The sequence below is a fragment of the Streptomyces sp. NPDC047061 genome (genome assembly GCF_040643955.1).
Taxonomy (GTDB): Bacteria; Actinomycetota; Actinomycetes; order Streptomycetales; family Streptomycetaceae; genus Streptomyces.
Genome location: NZ_JBEYVI010000002.1, coordinates 296,319 through 315,997, shown reverse-complemented (window position 1 = coordinate 315,997; position 19,679 = coordinate 296,319). Strand labels below are relative to the sequence as shown.

Annotated in this window: 16 protein-coding genes and 1 pseudogene; 5 read left to right on the top strand and 12 right to left on the bottom strand. The window is 68.3% G+C overall.

Going from position 1 to position 19,679, the window contains the following annotated elements; all coding sequences use genetic code 11:
• Nucleotides 1–3: 3 nt before the first annotated feature.
• The 4 genes from ABZ887_RS04880 to ABZ887_RS04865 form a co-directional block, all read right to left on the bottom strand.
• Nucleotides 4–4,659, bottom strand: a complete 4,656-nt coding sequence (locus tag ABZ887_RS04880; RefSeq protein ID WP_361282956.1) for an RHS repeat-associated core domain-containing protein — start codon at nucleotides 4,657–4,659, stop codon at nucleotides 4–6.
• 103 nt (nucleotides 4,660–4,762) lie between these two features.
• Nucleotides 4,763–5,095, bottom strand: a complete 333-nt coding sequence (locus ABZ887_RS04875) for a hypothetical protein (protein WP_361282954.1) — start codon at nucleotides 5,093–5,095, stop codon at nucleotides 4,763–4,765.
• Nucleotides 5,096–5,108: 13 nt separating this feature from the next.
• Entirely contained in the window at nucleotides 5,109–5,573 is a 465-nt protein-coding gene (locus tag ABZ887_RS04870) for a hypothetical protein (protein WP_361282952.1), read from the bottom strand.
• A gap of 4 nt (nucleotides 5,574–5,577) precedes the next feature.
• Nucleotides 5,578–6,225: a hypothetical protein gene (locus ABZ887_RS04865; RefSeq protein ID WP_361282950.1), complete on the bottom strand. Its 648-nt coding sequence runs from the start codon at nucleotides 6,223–6,225 to the stop codon at nucleotides 5,578–5,580.
• A gap of 79 nt (nucleotides 6,226–6,304) precedes the next feature.
• Between ABZ887_RS04865 and ABZ887_RS04860 the strand changes: the two genes are divergently transcribed.
• Nucleotides 6,305–6,655: a hypothetical protein gene (locus tag ABZ887_RS04860; RefSeq protein ID WP_361282948.1), complete on the top strand. Its 351-nt coding sequence runs from the start codon at nucleotides 6,305–6,307 to the stop codon at nucleotides 6,653–6,655.
• A gap of 29 nt (nucleotides 6,656–6,684) precedes the next feature.
• Nucleotides 6,685–7,227 (top strand): isochorismatase family protein, encoded by a 543-nt coding sequence (locus ABZ887_RS04855; RefSeq protein ID WP_361282946.1) that lies wholly within the window; start codon nucleotides 6,685–6,687, stop codon nucleotides 7,225–7,227.
• Here the strand turns inward: ABZ887_RS04855 and ABZ887_RS04850 are convergent.
• The 3 genes and pseudogenes from ABZ887_RS04850 to ABZ887_RS04840 all read right to left on the bottom strand — a co-directional run.
• A complete protein-coding gene (locus tag ABZ887_RS04850; RefSeq protein WP_361283363.1) occupies nucleotides 7,213–7,779 on the bottom strand; it encodes a hypothetical protein in 567 nt (188 codons plus the stop codon). The two genes, ABZ887_RS04855 and ABZ887_RS04850, sit on opposite strands and share 15 nt — an antisense overlap.
• A gap of 592 nt (nucleotides 7,780–8,371) precedes the next feature.
• Nucleotides 8,372–8,608 (bottom strand): DUF397 domain-containing protein, encoded by a 237-nt coding sequence (locus tag ABZ887_RS04845; protein WP_361282944.1) that lies wholly within the window; start codon nucleotides 8,606–8,608, stop codon nucleotides 8,372–8,374.
• Nucleotides 8,605–8,925: pseudogene (locus tag ABZ887_RS04840) on the bottom strand (Scr1 family TA system antitoxin-like transcriptional regulator); the annotation flags it as partial. The pseudogene ABZ887_RS04840 and the gene ABZ887_RS04845, both read right to left, overlap by 4 nt.
• Nucleotides 8,926–9,053: 128 nt before the next feature.
• Here ABZ887_RS04840 and ABZ887_RS04835 point away from each other — a divergent pair.
• The 3 genes from ABZ887_RS04835 to ABZ887_RS04825 all read left to right on the top strand — a co-directional run bounded on the left by ABZ887_RS04835 (nucleotide 9,054) and on the right by ABZ887_RS04825 (nucleotide 12,003).
• Nucleotides 9,054–9,503, top strand: a complete 450-nt coding sequence (locus ABZ887_RS04835) for a hypothetical protein (RefSeq protein WP_361282942.1) — start codon at nucleotides 9,054–9,056, stop codon at nucleotides 9,501–9,503.
• 133 nt (nucleotides 9,504–9,636) lie between these two features.
• Entirely contained in the window at nucleotides 9,637–10,482 is an 846-nt protein-coding gene (locus ABZ887_RS04830) for an FkbM family methyltransferase (protein WP_361282940.1), read from the top strand.
• Nucleotides 10,483–10,611: 129 nt separating this feature from the next.
• Complete coding sequence (locus tag ABZ887_RS04825) at nucleotides 10,612–12,003, top strand: S41 family peptidase (RefSeq protein WP_361282938.1); 1,392 nt, start codon at nucleotides 10,612–10,614, stop codon at nucleotides 12,001–12,003.
• Here ABZ887_RS04825 and ABZ887_RS04820 read toward each other — a convergent pair.
• The 5 genes from ABZ887_RS04820 to rpsL all read right to left on the bottom strand — a co-directional run bounded on the left by ABZ887_RS04820 (nucleotide 11,927) and on the right by rpsL (nucleotide 19,590).
• Nucleotides 11,927–15,010, bottom strand: a complete 3,084-nt coding sequence (locus ABZ887_RS04820) for a glycosyl hydrolase 115 family protein (protein ID WP_361282936.1) — start codon at nucleotides 15,008–15,010, stop codon at nucleotides 11,927–11,929. The genes ABZ887_RS04825 and ABZ887_RS04820 overlap by 77 nt on opposite strands.
• 205 nt (nucleotides 15,011–15,215) lie before the next feature.
• Nucleotides 15,216–16,409: an elongation factor Tu gene (gene tuf, locus ABZ887_RS04815; RefSeq protein WP_189268825.1), complete on the bottom strand. Its 1,194-nt coding sequence runs from the start codon at nucleotides 16,407–16,409 to the stop codon at nucleotides 15,216–15,218.
• 170 nt (nucleotides 16,410–16,579) lie between these two features.
• Nucleotides 16,580–18,706 carry an elongation factor G gene (gene fusA / locus ABZ887_RS04810; RefSeq protein WP_361282934.1) on the bottom strand — a complete coding sequence of 709 codons (2,127 nt, stop codon included), beginning with the start codon at nucleotides 18,704–18,706 and terminating at the stop codon, nucleotides 16,580–16,582.
• Nucleotides 18,707–18,745: 39 nt separating this feature from the next.
• Entirely contained in the window at nucleotides 18,746–19,216 is a 471-nt protein-coding gene (rpsG, locus tag ABZ887_RS04805) for a 30S ribosomal protein S7 (protein WP_005481264.1), read from the bottom strand.
• A gap of 2 nt (nucleotides 19,217–19,218) precedes the next feature.
• Nucleotides 19,219–19,590 (bottom strand): 30S ribosomal protein S12, encoded by a 372-nt coding sequence (rpsL, locus tag ABZ887_RS04800; protein WP_003948652.1) that lies wholly within the window; start codon nucleotides 19,588–19,590, stop codon nucleotides 19,219–19,221.
• Nucleotides 19,591–19,679 lie beyond the last annotated feature (89 nt).

Genomic DNA, 19,679 nt, shown 5'->3' with positions numbered 1-19,679 from the left:
GCCCTAATCCATTCCGTTTCCCGGCACGTGGAAGACGTTCAGCCTTCCATCGGCGAATTCGTCTGGGAACTTGCTGTTGAAAAGATCCCGGAGGTGCTCGGCTCCCTCCGGGTAGGAGGTGGCATACCGCACCCCCTTGCCGCCCAGTCCTTCGTTCAGCGCCAGGAGCTTCTCGGCCTGACTGGTGATCCGGTCCTCGTCGTAGTGACGATGCGCAGGATTGTACTGAGACGCCGCCCACTCACCCGGATGGTCACCACCGGTCCACTTCGCCTCGACGATGAAGCCGTCCGCGGTGGGACCACCGTCCACGTGCACCTCCCGACCGTCTCCGAGGCGCCACACCTGCTCGTAGTCCGTGTGCGTGACGAACCGTTGGTAGCGGAATGAAACGCGTTGCAGCATTTTGTCGGTCATCCACTGGATGCCCACGAACGTCGGGCACCGCTGCAGGCCGAGCGGATCCACCCAGAGATGGGGATTGGAGACGTAGGCGTAGTGGTCGGGCCCTGCCTGGAGCCCGAGCGGGTCGGGGGTCAGAAAGCGGACACTGTGCGGGTCGTAGTAGCGGTGGAAGTTGTAGTGGAGGCCGCTTTCCTCGTCCGCGTACTGCCCGGGGAAGCGGAGCGGGCACGACAGCCCGCCCGCCGCGGCCGTGTCAAGGGCGTCTTCGTCGCCCCAGAGACCGGATCTGCCCCGCCACCGCACCGCGCCGTCGAGACCGATCAGTTCGACAGGCGTGCCGACGACGTCCGTGACGATGGCGAAGAACCGCTCGTCGACTTCCTCCTGCGGCAGCTCGCGCGACCACATCCGCTCCGCCTGCGCCATCGGTCGGTGCGTACCTGGTTCGTACTCCCACGTGACAGTGTGCTCGCCCGCGTCGCTCCAGCGGGACTGCTCGGCCAGGCGCTGGCCGTCCCAGGTGAACGCGGTCCGCTCGATGACCTGCCCGTCCTCGGCGTGGCACCGCTTCTCCGTGCGGCGTCCGAACGGGTCGTAGTCATAGCTCCAGCGACGACCGTCGGGGCCGGTCATGCCGGTGAGCCGGTCGTCCGCGTCCCAGCTGAACGACCACGCCCGGCGGCCCCCGGACAGTGTCCGCTGCACCAGTCGGGTGACCCGGCCCTGGCCGTCGTACGAATACGACCTCATGGCCGCTCGACGAACCTGGTTCCCGGCATACGTGTGCCGGGCCTGCTCTCCGTCCGCTCGGCCCGTGAGCGACGAGGACGAGGACGTCGGGTTGCCCGCGGCGTCGTACGCGTAGCGTTCTTGCCAGGAATCACCGTCGACCGCCACGACGCGACCGCGCTCGTCGTGCCGGAACTGCTGCCGGCCGCCGTGCAGGTCGCGTGTTTCGGTCAGTCGGTCACCGATTCCGTACACATAGTCGCGACGGCTGACGACCCGGCTCTCGTCGCCGAGGCCGTGGCCGTCAGGAGCCCGCAGCACATGGGACGTCATCCGGCGGCATTCGTCCCAGTGACGCTCCATGCGGAGGGAATCGCCGAAGTCCCGGACCATCTCTTTGCCATCTTCGTCGTGCCGGAAGACGATCTCGTGGCCGGCGCTCGAAAGCCTCGACGGCAGACTCCGCTCCGAGTACTCCCACCGGCTCTCCGCTCCGGACGGCGTCCTGCGCACCGTGCGGCGGCCCAGTCGGTCATAGGTGTGACTGATGGTTCGGCCGTTGGTCGTCTCGCTCAGTACCCGTCCGAGCCGATCGCGCTCCGCCTCCACGACGACATCGCCGCATCGGGCCCGGTACACCTGTCCGCTCGACGCGTAGGAGAACGTCGTCGAGGACTCCGCGGTGCGCTTTCCGACGACCCTGCCCACCGCGTCACGCTCGTAGGACGTGACCTGTCCGGCGCCATTGGTGCGCCGAGCGAGCCGGCCGGCGGCATCGTACGAATAGATCAGCGTGCGGCCGTTGAAGTCGGTCTCCGACTCCAGGAGCCCCGTGGTGCCGAATCGGTACTCCCACGCGAGGCCCTGCTCGTTCGTGACGCCTACCAGTCTGAGTTCCGTGTCGTAGCGGAAGTGCCGCTGCACGCCGTCGGCATCGGACCGCCAGGCAGGAAGATCGAAATGGGTGTACCCGAAACGAGTGACGGAGCCGGCGGAATCCGTGTGGCGCACGAGACGCCCCTCGGCGTCCCACTCCCAGACCTCCCTGCCGCCGTCGGGCGTGGTCCGCGACAGGGGCTTGCCCTCGACGTTCCAGGTCAGGCGGGTCACATTGCCCAGAGCGTCGCGGATCTCGGAGACCCGGCCGAAAGCGTCCCGGGTGTGCTGCACGGTGCCGCCGAGGGGGTCGACCGACTTCACGGGAAGCCCACGTGCATCGGTCTCGACCCTTGTGACCGCTCCGGCCGGGTCGGTGATCTCGGTCAGCGCTCCCTTGCCGTCATAGGCGAACCGGGTCGTCTCCGCGAGTGGGGTGGTGACCGACGTGCGGTTGCCACGGTCGTCGTAGGCGTAGGACCAGCGGGAGCCGTCGGCGGCCTCGGTCAGCATCGGAAGGCGCTGCTCATTGAACTCGGCCCGAGCGGTGGTGCCGTCGGCGCTCGTGATGCTGACCAGGTTTCCGGCCGCGTCGTAGGCATAACGGGTGCTGTTGCCCAGCGCGTCGGTATGCCCCACCAACCGGTCCCGGCGGTCCCATTCGTATCGCGTGATGTTCCCGAGCGCATCGATGACCGCCGTACGCTGCAGCCGCTCGTTGTACTCGTGCACGGTGGCCTGTCCGGACGAGTCGGAGTACACGGTCCGGCGCGCATCACGGTCGTACGTGAGCCGGCAGTCGAGGAATCCGTCCGCACCCGCGCCGCGTACGCAGCGGTCCTCTTCGTCGTACTCGAACTCGTACCAGGAACCGCACCGGTCCTCCCACCTGGTGATCCTCCCCCGGTCGTCATAGGCATACCGGAAGGGCAGGCCGGAGGAGTTGTACACATGGACCAGGTCACCGTCACGGTAGGCGTAGCGCACCAAAGTCGCGTCGTCCGAGCCGGTCGCTTCCGCCAGTCGCAGCGATGCGATGCGCCCGGCCTCCGTTTCGATCGCGACGCGGTACCCCCCGCTGTGATGCAGAGCCACCGGCTCCCCGGCAGCCGAGTACTCGATGTCGAGGCGATGTCCGTTGCGGTCGCTCCGGCTGTGCAGGGAGAACACCGTGCTGCCGTCGGCACCCGGCGCACCGTCCGGCTGGAACACGCGGGTCACCCCGGTCTCCGGATCCATGATGGTCATCGGCCCGCCGAGTTTTCCGTCCCACTCCAACGGCCAGCGGGGCCCTTCCAGCGGATACACGGGATCGCCAGTGGTTGGACGGGGGTAGGCGAGCAGCATTCCGTCGTCCGAGGCGAAGGCGATCCCCTGGTCGTCCATCTCCAGTCGTTCGTCGAGCGTTGATGCCCAGGACGGACCGAACCACCTGCCGTAGTTGTAGGTGGACAAATGAGTCCGCTTGACTTCGAGCGGCAGGATGCCCGGCAACGTCACATCTGAAGCGACCATGAGCATCTCGCCCGACACCAGGTCGATCGGATCGCCGCCCGGGCAGCGCCCGGCAAGTGCCTTGCCTCTGGCGACCAGATCCGTCATCCCGGAGCGCAGACTGGTCAGGCCACGAGTTCCGAGCCCACGCACGGCCTCGGCCATGCCCTTGAGCCCCAGCTTGCCAAGTCCCCGCGCACCCTTGGCGAGTTTGCCGAGGCTGGTGATGCCCTTGCCGCCGGGTATGCAGTCCAGCGCGGCAAAGGCCACATCCCACAGGGACGCCTGCCCCTTTGAGTATTTGTAGAGGGTGTCCGCGAGGACGACGAGCGCGGCGACGAGCACGATCGCGCCGAGGATCGGCCCACCGATGATCATCGCGATGATCCCGACGACCGCCACGACCACCTTGCAGACCGTGACGATGGTGTCCCAGTTGTCCTCGAACCAATGCCCGACGTCCTGCCACCAGTGCCGGTTCGGAATCCCGGCATCCGACGCCTCGTCGATCTTCCGCTTCGCCTCACCCGCCGCGTCGTCGCGCATCTTCCGCGCGTCCTCGGCCATCTTCTTCGCCGCGTCCAGGGCGTTCTGGGCCGTGGTCACGTCCGACTGAGCCTGGGTGTGGGCGGACTTCGCGCTCTGCACGTCCCGGGCGGCGGCCCGGACCTTGCCCTCGTCCGGCTTGTCGCCGTCGGACTTGCTTCCGGTGGGGTCGTCCTTGTACTTGTCGGCTTCCTTCGTCGCCCGGGTGACCCATGAATCGGCCGAGGAGAGACGGGACTTGGCGGAGGACAGGTCCGACTGGGCCTCCTTCGCCTTGGCGAGAGCCTTGTCGGCAAGCGCCTGCGCCCGCTCCAGCTTCGGCCAGTAGTCCGCGAGGGCGTCGCCGCACATCTCGTACGACTTCTTCAGCTTCTTCAGGTTCTTCGGGACGTCCTTGAACTGCTCCTTGAACACCTCGGCCGACTTGCCGGCCCACTGCAGGAGGGTGTCCTCACCGGCCATGCCCTTGACCAGACGCAGCGCGTCGGAGACGTCGTCGGCGAAGGCGTGCAGCTGCGTGGCGAGGGTCCGGACGCGTTGCGGGTCACCGGGGGTCGGGTCCCTGTCGAGGTCGAGTGGATGCCAGTCCGCCGGTCGGTACCCCGCCATGATCCCGCAACCCCCGTCACGTACGCCCCGTCAACAAACCTGTGCACACGCGAACTTACAAGGAACTGTCGTTCGAGGTGAAGCCCGGCGGTCGGACTCGCTGTCAGGTCCCGAGCGTCCAGTAGGGGGAACCCTCCACAGGCGCGGGGCGGACCCGCAGGACGGCCAGGTCGAGACCCTCGTCGTCGGCGTCGTCGCCCGTGGGCAGACGTCCGGACGCGTCCGGGTAGTAGTACAGACCGTACGACCAGTACTCCGGGAACTCGTGGCACATGAGATCGGGGTACGCCGAGATCTCCGCCTCGTGATAGCGCTCGTTGATTCTGGCCACGGCCTCCGCGCCGGAGATACCGAACCTCGAGATCATCTCGTTCGCGATGTCCCGGAAATACTCGACCATGCCCTGATCGAGGTCCATCAGGAACTCCGCTGTCATGGCGTCGGTGGTCCTACTCGGCTCGGCGACGGCGGCCGCGCAGCGCCCGTCGGACCTCTTCGATGGCGTCCACGGAGCGCAGCCACCAGTACTCCGGCTTGTTGCGCACCGTCAGATACACCCACCGGCGCTTGAACCAGGGCGGCAGGTCCGGGTATGGCACGAAGGTGAGGGTGTCCCTGATGGGGTGCTCCACGACGCCGCCGAGGCCTTCGGCCTGCAACGCCGCGAAGAGTTCCGGGGTCAGGCGCCCGTTGAGCCGTGCCGCATGTCCGGCCGCTACGAAGGCGTTCGTCCGCTGGAGGCCGTGTCGGAACCCCATCACCTCGACGATCCGGGGTGACGCCTCCTCCAGCGGGCAGTGGAACACCAGCCCGATCACCGCCGTGCCGAGATGGTCCTCGCCGCGCTCGAACGCGGCGTCCCACTCCGCGGGGTCGTCGAGCCCCAGCAGACCCTCACCGGTATCCCACCGCAAAGGACTAGTCCGCGAACCGGAACGTCGACGTGATCGCGTCGAAGATGTCGAAGAAGGAGTCGGCGAGGTCGAGGACCTGGCTGCTGCCGGCGACCAGGGCGACCTTGCCCTCCTGGCCGGGGACCGGGATGAACGTCTGCATGAGGACTGCGCGGATCGTGCGGCCCAGGCTGTCCTCGGGCATCGGGATGTCCTCGATGCCGTAGGTGCGGGCGGCGGGGCCGACGCCGGGGATGTCGACGGTCGTCACCTTGCGCCAGGAGTCGCCCTCCCGGTGGGCCTCCTTGGGGGCGAGCTGCGCGGCGATCGCGGCCGGGTCGTTGGAGAGGGGCGCGCCCTCGCGGGTACGGCCGCCGACCAGCGACACCGTGACCGAGCCGGTGATCGGGGTGTCGCCGCCGAAGCTCTCCGCCATGCAGCCGCAGTACATCGCGCCCGACTTCCACGCGTCGGCCGCGGACTTGCGGAGGAACGCGATGTACGTGTCCCGGTACTGGGCCAGCTCCGGGTACCGGGCGACGCGCTCGTTCACCATCCGCCGGATCGAGTCGTCCCGGGACTCCGGCCGCACGTCGAACTCCCACCACGACTCGGGCACCTTGATCCGGAATCCGCCGCGCTCGATGGTGAGCGTCTCCATGTAGCGAGCCATGGTGTACGCAACCCCTCCCCCGATGATCTGATATACGGTGCGGCCCAGACTACGAGACGCGCGAACGGGGGACGGTCACGTGGGCAACGGCAAGAGCGATCTCGCGATACCGCTGAGCGAGCTGGAGGACTACGGCCGCAAGCTGCGGTCCATCAAGGAACGTCTCAACCACACCAAGAAGATGTTCGAGTCCTACCAGGACGACGTCGGCAGCAGCACGGTCTACGACGCCCTCGACGACTTCGAGTCCAACTGGCACGACGGCCGCGAGGACATCACCAAGCAGATCGATTCGCTCGCCGACATGTCCGACACCGTGGTCCGCGAGTTCAAGAAGCTGGACGACGACCTGGCGAAGAAGGCGAAGGACGCGGTGCGGCCGGAGGGCCGGCAGCAGCAACAGGGTGGTGGCGGGAACAAGGCGGAGTAGTCCGCGTTCCGCGCGGACAGGCTCATTTCATGCCGGACACCGCACTGCTCATCATCGACATGCAGCGCGCCATGCTGAAGGACGCCCACGACGGCGAGGCCTGCCTGGGCAGGGTCGCCGAGCTCGCGGACCGGGCTCGCGCCGACGGCGTGCCGGTCGTCTACCTGCGGCAGCAGTTCGCCCAGTTGCACGCCGAGTGGCTGGAGATCCATCCGACGCTGGCGCCCCGGCCGGGAGACGTGGTCCTCGACAAGGAGAGCGCGGACTCCTTCCTCGGCACGACGCTCGGCCAGGTCCTGGAGGAGCGCGCGGTACGCCGGCTCGTCGTCACCGGCTTCGCCTCCGACTACTGCGTCGACTCCACCAGCCGCAGCGCCCTCTCCCACGGCTACGACCTCGTCCTCGTCGCCGACGGCCACACCACGATGGAACGCCCGGCCGGCACCGAACCGACGGCCGCACAGATCGTCGCCCACCACAACGGGATCTTCTCGGTCATCCAGTACGCGGGACGGTCGGTCACGGTGGCCGCGGCGGCGGCGATCCGGTTCGACGGCTCACAGACGACCTGACCGGTCGGCGTCGACCACGTCCACGCTCACGTTCCATGCCTTCGGCAGTTCGCCGCCGCAGAAGACGCAGACGAAGTCGGCCTCACGGACGATGTTGTGCTCCGCGCAGGCCGGGCAGCGGCGGAACACCACCTCGTGAGTGAAGGCGGTGGGGCGGCCGAGCGGGATGCCGTCGAGTGCCCGGGCCACCGCGGGCCAGGACGCGGTGTCGGGGCAGTAGCCCGTCGACTGGTTGCTGACCTCGTCCACCGCCCAGCGACCCGCCTCGCGTACGAACACGAAGGTGATCTCTCCGGCCCCGAGTACGGCCGCCGCGCCCGCGCAGGCCACATGTTCGCTACGCCGAGGCGCCAGCCGTAGCAGCCCGTCGGTGCCGACGACGTATGTGAACGGCTCGGCCAGTTCGGCCGGTGACTGCCGTCCGGCCCACGACTCGAAGTCGGCCACGGACTCGATCGGGGTTCCGGTGGCCGCGGACTGCCGTGCCGCGACGGCGAGTTCGGCAGGGCCGACGTAGCGGTAGCCGCGCTCCGGCGTGCCGCCGCCGAGCAGCTCCTCCTCCAGCGTCCTGTCGTACGACCGGAGCCCTGCCTTGATGTGGTCCGGAGTGGGTGAGTCCGGGCGGAGCATCGACGGCAGGCGGGCGACTCGCCACATGCGGTGGGCGTGCTGCGGGGTGATGTTCCGGTTCGGTCCGCCAGAGCGCATGCGGCGGTGAGGATCTCGGTGACCTGGGGTGCGCCCGTGGCCGCGCCCGTGCCGGCGTCGAGGGCCACCGCCACCAGCATGTCGAGGAACTCGCTCAGTTGGAGGTCCGCAGCCATGCGGCACATGCGGCGCACGACCGACGGCGACGGGTCGTGGAGGCTCTCGATCCCCGTCACCCCGGCGGACCAGAGAACCAGGACCGGCGCGGACAGGTCGTAGTCGCGGAAGTAGCCCATCTCGTCGGCGGTCGCCCTGGCCTCCTCGGCGTCGAACGCGCAGAGCGAGCAGACAGCAGCGAAGAGACCGTCCCATTGTTGCCGTCTGTCCGACAGGAACGCGCCGACCGAGACGTCGGCGAACGACCACGTGCCGGTGGCGTTCAGCGCCCCCACGGCCACGACCGCCCCGAGCGGTGCGAACAGCTCGCGGGCGTATCTCACTCGCCGGTGGCGGCCGTGTGGGAGAGGAAGGCCGTCCAGGTGGCGGGCGGGAAGGCGAGGTGGGGGCCGCGGGAGGGGGCCGCGGTGTTCTTGGAGTCACGGACGTGGACGGTGGCGGGCGTGGTGGCGACTTCGACGCAGGAGTCGCCTTCACTGCTGCTGCTGTAGCTGCTCTTGAACCACGTCAGACGCGTCAGACCGGAGGCGTCCTCGGCCGTGGTCTTGCGGATCATGTCTCCCCCAGCAGTTGTTCGATGAAGGCCGTCGACTCACGCGGCGTGAGCGCCTGCGCCCGGATGATGCCGTACCGCAGTTCAAGGATACGGAGCTGCTTCGCATCGGACACCGGGCGGCCGTTGGCAACTGCCGGCGAACGCCCCACCGCCGAACCGTCCTCGGACTTCAGCACCTCGATCCCGCCGGCGAGTCCCGCATGCTCTTCACGATCCATCGGCATCACCTGCAGCTCGACGTTCCGCAACTGGCCTGCCTCCAGCAGGTGTTCCAGCTGCTGACGGAGCACGGCCCGTCCGCCGAGCGGACGCCGGAGATGCCGGCGGTGCTGCTGGTCGTCTGCCGGGACAGGCACACGGCCGCCTGGGCGGCACAGCAGGTCAGCCTCGGCCCCCGCAGTGGCCCACCCTCACCCTGCGCCCGCTCGTCCTGGGCCCGGACACCGTGCCCGTCATCGACACGCCGGAGGCGGCCGCCAAGGACATCTCCCTCGCGGTGCTGTCCTCCGCGCTGCACAGCCGCGCGCCGGAGTCCGATGCCATACTGAAAGCACTGGCAGCCGCTCTGAAGGGCCTGCAGGCCGACGACGAAGACACCGCGAGCATCTACATCGAGCTCACCGAACAAGGCCTGGGCAAGACGCCGGCCGCGGACCTCTGGAGGCACCTCATGGCCGTCGACCTCTCCATCTTCCAGTCCCAGACGGCCCAGGCCCTGCGCGCCGAAGGCCTTGCCGAAGGCCTCCTCGTCGTTCTCAGTGGCCGTGGCATCGACGTCAGCGACGAAGCCCGCGAGCGCATCACCGGCTGCGACGACCACGACACCCTCACCACCTGGCTGACCCGCGCCGCCACCGCCACCACCACGGCCGAGCTCTTTGAGCAGCTCAAGTAAAAGGACGGGTTAATTCCGGGTTATTCGAAATCAACAGCCTCCGGAAATTCCGCCCACGGAAATCTGTGAGTTTCCCTCACGGATCATTTCAAAACCCTGTGACATTTTCTGACCTTGGCTTTACCATCGCCCAATGCGTATTTCCGAGGTCGAAGCCGCCAACGCCCGCATGCTGGCCCACGCGCCATCGGTCAGGCCGGTCACCACCGGGGACATCATCCGCGTGCACCGCAAGAAGTTCCCGTACCGGGGCTACGTGGAGATCGAGTCGCCGTACTGTCCGCCGTTCGTGATGTTCTGCGTGAACGACGATGCGGTGGCCATGGACACCCTGTGGAACGGGACGTTCGGCTACGAGCCCGGCACGCTCGCCACCTGGTCTCGGCTGGCCGCGCGGAGTTCGACCATCGCGGACGTCGGCGCCCATGTCGGCTACTTCTCGATGATCGCCGCGCATGCCAACCCGAAGGCGAAGGTGCACTCCTTCGAGCCGGTCGACCAGATCCACGCCCGGCTCTCGGTGAACGTCCGCTCCAACGGCGTCCAGAACATCAAGCTCCACCAGGCCGGTGTCTCCAGCGAGCCCGGCTGGGCCGACATCAGCGTCCGTTTCTCCGGGAACCTGCTCTCCACCGGCTCGACCCTGGAGGGCGTCGCCGCTCCTGACGCCCAGCACAAGCGCATCCAGCTCCTCACCCTCGACGAGGTGTTCGCCGAGACCAAGCTGGACCTCGTCAAGATCGACGTGGAGGGGCACGAGATGTCGGTGCTCCGCGGAGCCCGGCAGGTGCTGAAGCGGGACCGGCCGACCCTGGTGATGGAGGCCCTGGTCGACGCCTCCCTCGACGACCTCGTCGCCGAGTTCGAACCCCTCGGCTACGAGGTCCACTGGATCGCGGAGCACGACGGTGCGCTGGTGCCCTGGAACGAAGCCCGGCCGCCGCACACCCGCAACCTGCTCTTCGCTCCCCAGCGCTGAGCCCACAAGGGTTGCACTGAGGCTGTCCACACCCCCGACCCACCCGTCTGCCGGATGGTCGGGGCTCCCCGGCGTCCGGCACCGTGAAGGACGGAAACGTCAGTCGCGTGCAGGGGGAAGGACGCCATCGTGCGAATCGCCGTCGGGGCCGCAGCATCTCTCCTGGCCATCGTCCTGGCCGTACCGGCCGCGGGAGCGGCGCCGGGCACCACGGCCCATGCCGTCACCACAACCGCAACCGGGCTGTGGCGCATGGACGGGTACGGAACCGTCCTCGCCATCGACGCGCGCGGGGCGCAGGAGTACCAGACGACCGCCGTGAGCTGCCTGAAGGGGTACTTCGCCACGGCGGGCCGGAAGCCGGGGACGTACGACGTCGAAGGCGCCGTGCTCACCGTGCGGCCCGCCCCGGACGGGGAACACGCCCGGTTCGGCGCCGACATCGCGGTGGGGCACCGGCAGCTGCGCCGGATCGGCTCGCTGCCGGCCGCCTGCACCCGCCCGCCCGCGACCGACCCGCGTACCGCCTTCGACGTCTTCTGGCAGTCGTTCGAGGAGAACTACCCCTTCTTCGCCGCCAAGGGCATCGACTGGCACGCCGTACGCGACCGCTACCGTCCCCTCGTCCACAAGACCACGCCCCGGGCCCAGCTCTTCGACGTCTTCAGCCGCATGATCACCCCGCTGCACGACGCGCACGTCCTCGTCCAGGACGGGGGCCGCCACTACGGGGTGGCTAGGCCGGGCACCGTCATCCCCACCGGGGAACTCAACGACAAGGTCAAGAAGTTCGTCGTCGGGCGCGACCTCGCGCAGGCCACCGACCGGCAGGACTTCGCGGGCGGGCTCATCACGTACGCGGACCTGAAGCAGCAGGGTCTGGGCTACCTCCGGATCGCGAGCTTCGACGGCTACGACCAGGACGACCCGTCGTACACCGCCCAGCTCGCCGAGCTCGACCGGGCGCTCGACACCGTCCTCACCCCGGCCCGCGTCCGCGCCCTGCGCGGGCTGGTCATCGACCTCCGCATCAACGGCGGCGGCTCCGACGCCCTCGGCATCCGCATCGCCGAACGCCTCACGGACACCCCGTACGTCGCCTACGCCAAGCGCGCCCGCAACGATCCGGCCGACCCGACGAGGCACACCCGCCCCGAGCCGATCCCGGTCACGCCGTATCACGGCCCTCGCTACACCGGCCCGATCACCCTCCTCACCGGCGGCTCCACCGTCAGTGCCGGCGAGACCTTCACCCAGGCCCTGATCGACCGCCCGGGACGCACCGTACGCATCGGGCAGCCGACCCAGGGCGTCTTCTCGGACGTCATGGTCCGCGACCTCCCCAACGGCATGGCGGTCTGGCTGCCCAACGAGGAGTACCTGACCCGGACCGGCCGGACCTTCGACGGGACCGGGATCCCGCCGCAGATCAGCGAACCCGTCTTCACGGACGAGGAGTTCGCGAAGAACCGGGACTCGGCGTTCGACCGGGCGGTGGAGCTGTTGCGGTCCGGCCGGTGATCCTCTCCTGGAGCCGCCGGCTCTCCAGCGGTCCCAGATACGTCGGTGTCAGGCCTCCTGTGTCGAGCACCAGCCGCTGCACCACCACCGTGGGGTCCACCGACCAGAACGTCAGGCGGTGGACCCCGGATGTCAGCGTGTGGCGGGTCGCCGTCCGGTTGACGTTGTCGGAGGTGTTGCGCGCCCAGACCGTGTTGAGCAGGCCGTCGTCCGCGCCCGCGGTGATGTCCACCGGCTGGGGGTCCTCGTCGTCGAAGGAGAGCGCGTAGCGCAGGCCCCGCCCTGTCCCCAGTGCCGGATTCCGCGGGGACAGGTACGCCCACATCGTCACCTCCCCTGCCGACAGCAGGCTCACCTCGTACTCCAGCCGGGGCCAGGAGTCCGGGGAGTCGCCCCAGCCTCCCGTCACCGGCCACGCCGTCATCCCGGCCCCGGTGCGGCCGATCCCCGCCAGGCGGCGCCACTCCCCGACCGACCGGTCGTAGTGCTCCGCGTCGATCGCCACATAGCCGCCGGCCTCGACGAATCCGCGCAATCCCCGCAGTTCCCGTGCCGACGGCCGCTCGGCGACACACCCCACCGTCACCGACTCCCCCGCCCCGCTCACCGTGAGCGTCCCCTCCGCGCGGCCGGCCGGGGCCCGGGACCAGTCCACCCGCACCTCCACCCTGACCTGCTGCGTCACCCGGCCACGGGGACGGTCCACCGTCAGCCAGGGTGCCGACGTCTCCACCCGGTAGTCGAAGGGCGTACGCCCCCGGTTGAAGACCTCGACGTACTGCTGCGGCCGGGTCTGGTACGGGCTGAACGGCGGCAGGGTCATGGACCCCTCCTCGTCGGGGTCCACCGACACCCCCAGCCCCGCCGCCTGCGGCACCTCGATCCGGCGTACCGCCGGGAAGAGCACGTCCGGGAGCGCCACGTTGTCCTTCTCCGGCTGCTGCCAGGGCGCGTTGGGGCCGTAGCGGTCCACGTCGCCGTAGTCGATGTGGGGCTGGGTCTGGAAGCCCTGCCACTTGCCGTCCGCCACCCGGGAGTTGAAGCGGTCGGCCAGGGCGAAGTCCTGGAGCAGGGCCTGCTCCGCCTGCGCCGCGCGGTCGTTCGTCGCCGCCCTGCCCTGGCGGGCGTAGAGCAGGTTCGTGAACTCGGCCTCCCGCAGCGCGTACAGGTTCGCGGTCGCCGCCACCTCGTAGCCGACCAGTTCGAACCATGCGTCCTGGGCCGCATCCGGCAGCCGGCGGGCGATGCGTGCCGCCCGCCGGCCCAGCTCCCGCCACTCCTCCGTCACCCGCTCCAGCTCGCCGTGGCCGAAGGAGAAGGGCGTCTGCCGGTCGTCGTACACCACCTGGCCGTCGTCCCCGAGCGTGATCCGGCGGTTGAGCAGCTCCGGTTTGCGGCGTGCCTGCAACTGGCCGTAGCACGCGAGCAGTTCGGCTATCTCGGTGGCCGCCGCCGCGCCGAAGTTCTGCCGGGCGTACCTCCGTTCCCACTCCCCCAGCCGGTCGAAGCTCCAACGCTCGGGACTCCAGGCGTAGTTCAGGAAGAACTCGGTCGGGAGTTCGTTCCCCTTCAGGTCGCCCACGTTGGCCACCCACAGGCCGTGGTTGCCGTAGGCGTGCGCCTGGTGGAGCTGGTCCCAGACGTTGCGGAGGTTGGCGGTGTCGACCCACTTGTAGTTGCGGCCGGCTCCCACGTAGTCGAAGTGGTAGTAGAGGCCGTAGCCGCCGGCGCGTGGTTCCTGCGGGGAGGGGTGCTTGCGGATGTTGCCCCAGTTGTCGTCCGTGAGGACCACGGTCACGTCGTCCGGTGCGCGCAGACCGCGGTCCCAGTAGCGCTGGACCTCCTTGTACAGGGTCCAGACCTGGGGGGTCTCGGCGGCCGGTCGCCCCGTCACCTCCTCGATGATCTGCCGTTGCGCCGCGATGATCTCCCGCATCAGCTCGATGCCGTCACCGTCGGGGAGGCCGGTGTCGCCGTTGCCGCGCATGCCGAGGGTGACCACGCCCTCGAAGCCCTCGTCCACCATGCGCTGGATGCCGGCCCGCCAGTAGGCGCGGATCGCCCCGGCGTTGCGGAGGTAGGACCATTCGCCGGTGCCCCCGTAGGGGTCGGTGCCGCCCGTCGCGTGGCGGTTCCATTCCTCGATCCCGCGCATCATCGGCGCCTCGTGCGATGTGCCCATGACAACGCCGTACAAGGCGGCCCGCCGGTGGTTCTCCGGGTCGTCCTCGGCGAACGCCCGCCCCCAGACGGCCGGCCAGAGGTAGTTGCCCTTCAGCCGCAGCAGGACCTCGAAGACCTTCGCGTAGAAGTCCGCGTTGAAGCCGCCGGGATAGCCCGGGGCCCTGCCGGGGCCGAAGTGGGCCGGGGCCCAGGTGCCGAGCGCCGGGTTCTCGTCGTTGACGAAGAAGCCGCGGTACTTCACCGCCGGGGTGCCCTGGGTGTGGCGGCCCGGCAGCACCCAGACCTCGTCGCGGTGGACCGGGGGCACGTCGTCCCACCAGTGCCAGGGCGAGACGCCGATGCCGTACGAGACGTCGTACGCCCCGAAGATCGTGCCGCGCGGGTCACTGCCGGCGATGACGAAGGCCTGGTCGACGCCGGGCAGAGGACGGTCGACCACCGTCTGCAGCGAGGTCTCCCAGCGGCCGCGGATCCCCGTCACGTCCAGCTTGCCGGATGCCACCAGGCCGTCGATCAGCGGGCTGCGGCCGATCGTGCCGACCAGCACCGCACGGCGGGCGATCGCCGCGGCCGGCCGCACCCCTGTCACCCGCCCGATGTCGTCGCGGAGGTCGCCCACCACCCGTACGACTCCGGGGTGGTCGTCGGCGCTCACCACGACCGGGGCGCCGACCAGGGAGAACGCTCCCGAGGCGAAGGAGAGGTAGGCGCCGGGGTCCGTCGTCCGGAGCCCGGAATCCTCGGCGCCCCAGGCGATCCCCGACGACAGCACCGGCACCGCGGCGGCACCTGCGCCCAGCACAGCCCTCCGGCTGACAGACATGGCTCACCCCTCCACCCGACTCCACCCGAATTTGGTCAGCGGCATGACAAATGGTGGGTGAGCGACTCCGGGGGAACCAGGGGTCGTACGCGCCGAATAGTTTCGAACTCCCGCCCGGCGCCCCGGAAACGCCGAAGAGGCCCGTACGACCGAAGTCGTACGGACCCCTTCAGAGTCCTGCCTGGTCAGCCCTTGCGGGCCGGGATCACTTCGTGATCTTGATGACCTGGCCGGCGCCGACCGTGCGGCCACCCTCACGGATGGCGAACTTCAGGCCCTCTTCCATGGCGATGGGCTGGATGAGCTGCACCGACATCTCGGTGTTGTCACCCGGCATGACCATCTCGGTGCCCTCGGGGAGGGTCACGACGCCGGTCACGTCCGTCGTACGGAAGTAGAACTGCGGACGGTAGTTGTTGAAGAACGGCGTGTGGCGGCCACCCTCGTCCTTGGACAGGATGTAGGCCTGCGCCTCGAACTCGGTGTGCGGGGTGACCGAGCCCGGCTTGATGATGACCTGGCCGCGCTCGACGTCCTCGCGCTTGATGCCACGGAGGAGCAGACCGACGTTCTCACCGGCCTGGCCCTCGTCGAGCAGCTTGCGGAACATCTCGATGCCGGTGACCGTGGTGGTGGTCTTCTCGGTCTTGATGCCGATGATGTCGACGGTCTCGTTGACCTTGAGGACACCACGCTCGATACGACCGGTGACGACGGTGCCACGACCGGTGATCGTGAAGACGTCCTCGATCGGCATCAGGAACGGCTTGTCGACGTCACGCTCGGGCTGCGGGATGGCCTCGTCGACGGCGGACATCAGGTCCAGGACGGACTGGGTCCACTCCGGGTCACCCTCGAGCGCCTTCAGCGCGGAGACCTTGACGACCGGCAGGTCGTCGCCCGGGAACTCGTACTCGGAGAGCAGCTCACGGACCTCGAGCTCGACGAGCTCCATGATCTCCTCGTCGTCCACCATGTCGGCCTTGTTCAGGGCGACAACGATGTACGGAACGCCGACCTGGCGGGCCAGGAGCACGTGCTCCTTGGTCTGCGGCATCGGGCCGTCGGTGGCGGCCACGACCAGGATCGCGCCGTCCATCTGGGCGGCACCGGTGATCATGTTCTTGATGTAGTCCGCGTGACCCGGGCAGTCGACGTGGGCGTAGTGACGGGTCTCCGTCTGGTACTCGACGTGCGCGATGGAGATCGTGATACCGCGCTGACGCTCCTCGGGCGCCTTGTCGATGTTGTCGAACGCGGTCGCCTCGTTCAGGTCCGGGTACGCGTCGTGCAGCACCTTGGTAATGGCGGCCGTGAGGGTCGTCTTACCGTGGTCGATGTGACCGATGGTGCCGATGTTGACGTGCGGCTTAGTCCGCTCGAACTTCGCCTTCGCCACTGGGGTCCTCCTGGAAGTGGTTCTGTACGCCTTGACTCGATCGGCGCCAGGTGATCTTTGCTGTTGGTTCCCGGGCCCCGGGCCATTCCGCCACGAATGCGGAGGAACGGCCCGTGAGGCTCCGGGGTCAAGCCTAAAGCGTGTGTGCGCGGTGCGTTGAACGCGGTGCGCTACTCGCCCTTGGCCTTCGCGATGATCTCCTCGGCGACGTTCCGGGGAACCTCGGCGTAGGAGTCGAACTGCATGGAGTAGCTGGCCCGGCCGGACGTCTTGCTGCGCAGGTCGCCGACGTAACCGAACATCTCCGAGAGGGGCACGAGGCCCTTCACGACGCGGGCACCGGCCCGCTCCTCCATGGCCTGGATCTGGCCACGGCGGGAGTTGATGTCGCCGATGACCTCACCCATGTAGTCCTCGGGCGTGGTGACCTCGACGGCCATCATCGGCTCAAGGAGCACGGGGGACGCCTTGCGCGCGGCCTCCTTGAAGGCCTGCGAACCGGCGATCTTGAACGCGAGCTCGGAGGAGTCGACCTCGTGGTAGCCACCGTCGAGAAGAATGACGCGGACGCCCGTCATCTCGTAGCCGGCCAGGATGCCGAACTGCATGGCCTCCTGCGCACCGGCGTCGACCGAAGGGATGTACTCCTTCGGGATACGACCACCGGTCACCTTGTTCACGAACTCGTACGAGGCGTCGCCGCCCTCGATCGGCTCGATCGCGATCTGCACCTTGGCGAACTGACCGGTACCACCGGTCTGCTTCTTGTGGGTGTAGTCCACGCGCTCGACGGCCTTGCGGATCGTCTCGCGGTACGCGACCTGCGGCTTGCCGACGTTGGCCTCGACCTTGAACTCACGGCGCATACGGTCGACCAGCACCTCGAGGTGCAGCTCGCCCATACCACCGATGATGGTCTGGCCGGTCTCCTCGTCCGAGTGGACCTGGAAGGACGGGTCCTCCTCGGCCAGGCGCTGGATCGCGATGCCCAGCTTCTCCTGGTCACCCTTGGACTTGGGCTCGATGGCGACCTGGATGACCGGCGCCGGGAAGTCCATGGACTCCAGGATCACCGGGTTCTTCTCGTCGCACAGCGTCTCACCGGTCGTGGTCTGCTTCAGACCCATCACGGCGATGATGTCGCCGGCGCCCACCGACTCGATCTCCTCACGCTTGTTCGCGTGCATGCGGTAGATCTTGCCGATGCGCTCCTTGCGGCCCTTGACGGAGTTCAGCACGGCCGTGCCGGACTCCAGGCGGCCCGAGTACACCCGGACGAACGTGAGCTTGCCCAGGTGCGGGTCGCTCATGATCTTGAACGCGAGGGCGGACAGCGGCTCGTCGTCGGACGGCTTGCGCTTGACGACCTCCTCCGGGTTGCTGACGGCGTGGCCCTCGATGGCCTCGACGTCGAGCGGGGAGGGGAGGTAGCGCACGACCGCGTCGAGCAGGGGCTGGACGCCCTTGTTCTTGAACGCGGTGCCACAGAACACCGGGGTGACGGTGATGTCCTTGGACTTGCCGGACGCGATGGTGATACGACGGATCGCGGCGTACAGCTGCTCCTCGGAGGGCTCCTCGCCCTCCAGGTACAGCTCCATGATCTCTTCGTCGTTCTCGGCCACGGCCTCCAGAAGCTTGCCGCGGTACTCCTCGGCAGCCTCGGTGTGGGTGGCCGGGATGTCGACGACGTCGTACATCTCGCCCTTGGTGGCCTCGGCGGACCAGACGAGCGCCTTCATGCGGACGAGGTCCACGACGCCCTGGAAGTCGGCCTCGGCACCGATCGGGAGCTGCATGACGATCGGCTGCGCGCCCAGGCGGTCCTTGATCATGTCCACGCAGCGGTGGAACTCGGCACCGGTCCGGTCGAGCTTGTTGACGAAGCAGATACGCGGAACGCCGTAGCGGTCCGCCTGACGCCAAACCGTCTCGGACTGGGGCTCGACACCGGCAACGCCGTCGAACACCGTCACGGCACCGTCGAGGACGCGGAGCGAACGCTCCACCTCTACGGTGAAGTCGACGTGACCCGGGGTGTCGATGATGTTGATGGTGTGATCGACGTCTTCGAGCGGCCAGTGACAGGTGGTGGCAGCAGAGGTGATCGTGATGCCACGCTCCTGCTCCTGCTCCATCCAGTCCATGGTGGCAGCACCGTCGTGGACCTCACCGATCTTGTACGACACACCGGTGTAGAACAGGATCCGCTCAGTGGTGGTCGTCTTGCCCGCGTCGATGTGGGCCATGATCCCGATGTTGCGGACCTTGGCCAGGTCAAGCGAAGTGGTAGCCATGAGGCTTCAGTCTTCTCTCGGTCTCGATGTGGACTGCGACTACCAGCGGTAGTGCGCGAAGGCCTTGTTGGACTCGGCCATCTTGTGCGTGTCCTCGCGCTTCTTGACGGCCGCACCGAGGCCGTTCGAAGCGTCGAGAAGCTCGTTGAGCAGACGCTCGGTCATGGTCTTCTCGCGACGGGCGCGGGAGTAACCGACCAGCCAGCGCAGCGCGAGCGTGTTGGCGCGACCGGGCTTGACCTCGATCGGAACCTGGTACGTCGCACCACCGACACGGCGGGACTTGACCTCGAGGGTCGGCTTGATGTTCTCCAGCGCGCGCTTCAGCGTGATGACCGGGTCGTTGCTGGTCTTCTCGCGCAGGCCCTCCATGGCGCCGTACACGATGCGCTCGGCGGTGGAGCGCTTGCCGTTCAGCAGCACCTTGTTGATCAGGGAGGTCACCAGAGGGGAACCGTAGACCGGGTCGATGATGACCGGGCGCTTCGGGGCGGGGCCCTTACGAGGCATTTCTACTTCTCCTTCTTGGCGCCGTAGCGGCTGCGGGCCTGCTTGCGGTTCTTGACACCCTGGGTGTCGAGCGAGCCGCGGATGATCTTGTAGCGAACACCCGGCAGGTCCTTCACACGGCCGCCGCGCACGAGCACGATGGAGTGCTCCTGCAGGTTGTGTCCCTCACCCGGAATGTAAGCGGTGACCTCGATCCCGCTGGTCAGACGCACACGCGCGACCTTACGCAGGGCCGAGTTCGGCTTCTTCGGGGTGGTCGTGAACACACGCGTGCAGACGCCACGACGCTGAGGGGAACCCTCGAGTGCGGGCGTCTTGTTCTTCTCGACCTTGTCCTGCCGGCCCTTCCGGACCAGCTGCTGGATCGTAGGCACTACTTCTCCGGTTTCTGTGTGCCGATGGTGAAGCTAACCTGGAACATCGCCGACCCACGCGGTCGGGTGTGTCGGATTCCGTGGACTCC

What these genes read in the sequence shown, in the direction of transcription:
- ABZ887_RS04880 (WP_361282956.1), bottom strand. Translation starts at nt 4,659, where the DNA reads ATGGCGGGGTACCGACCGGCGGACTGGCATCCACTCGACCTCGACAGG.
- ABZ887_RS04875 (WP_361282954.1), bottom strand. Translation starts at nt 5,095, where the DNA reads ATGACAGCGGAGTTCCTGATGGACCTCGATCAGGGCATGGTCGAGTAT.
- ABZ887_RS04865 (WP_361282950.1), bottom strand. Translation starts at nt 6,225, where the DNA reads ATGGCTCGCTACATGGAGACGCTCACCATCGAGCGCGGCGGATTCCGG.
- ABZ887_RS04855 (WP_361282946.1), top strand. Translation starts at nt 6,685, where the DNA reads ATGCCGGACACCGCACTGCTCATCATCGACATGCAGCGCGCCATGCTG.
- ABZ887_RS04845 (WP_361282944.1), bottom strand. Translation starts at nt 8,608, where the DNA reads ATGATCCGCAAGACCACGGCCGAGGACGCCTCCGGTCTGACGCGTCTG.
- ABZ887_RS04830 (WP_361282940.1), top strand. Translation starts at nt 9,637, where the DNA reads ATGCGTATTTCCGAGGTCGAAGCCGCCAACGCCCGCATGCTGGCCCAC.
- ABZ887_RS04820 (WP_361282936.1), bottom strand. Translation starts at nt 15,010, where the DNA reads ATGTCTGTCAGCCGGAGGGCTGTGCTGGGCGCAGGTGCCGCCGCGGTG.
- fusA (WP_361282934.1), bottom strand. Translation starts at nt 18,706, where the DNA reads ATGGCTACCACTTCGCTTGACCTGGCCAAGGTCCGCAACATCGGGATC.
- rpsG (WP_005481264.1), bottom strand. Translation starts at nt 19,216, where the DNA reads ATGCCTCGTAAGGGCCCCGCCCCGAAGCGCCCGGTCATCATCGACCCG.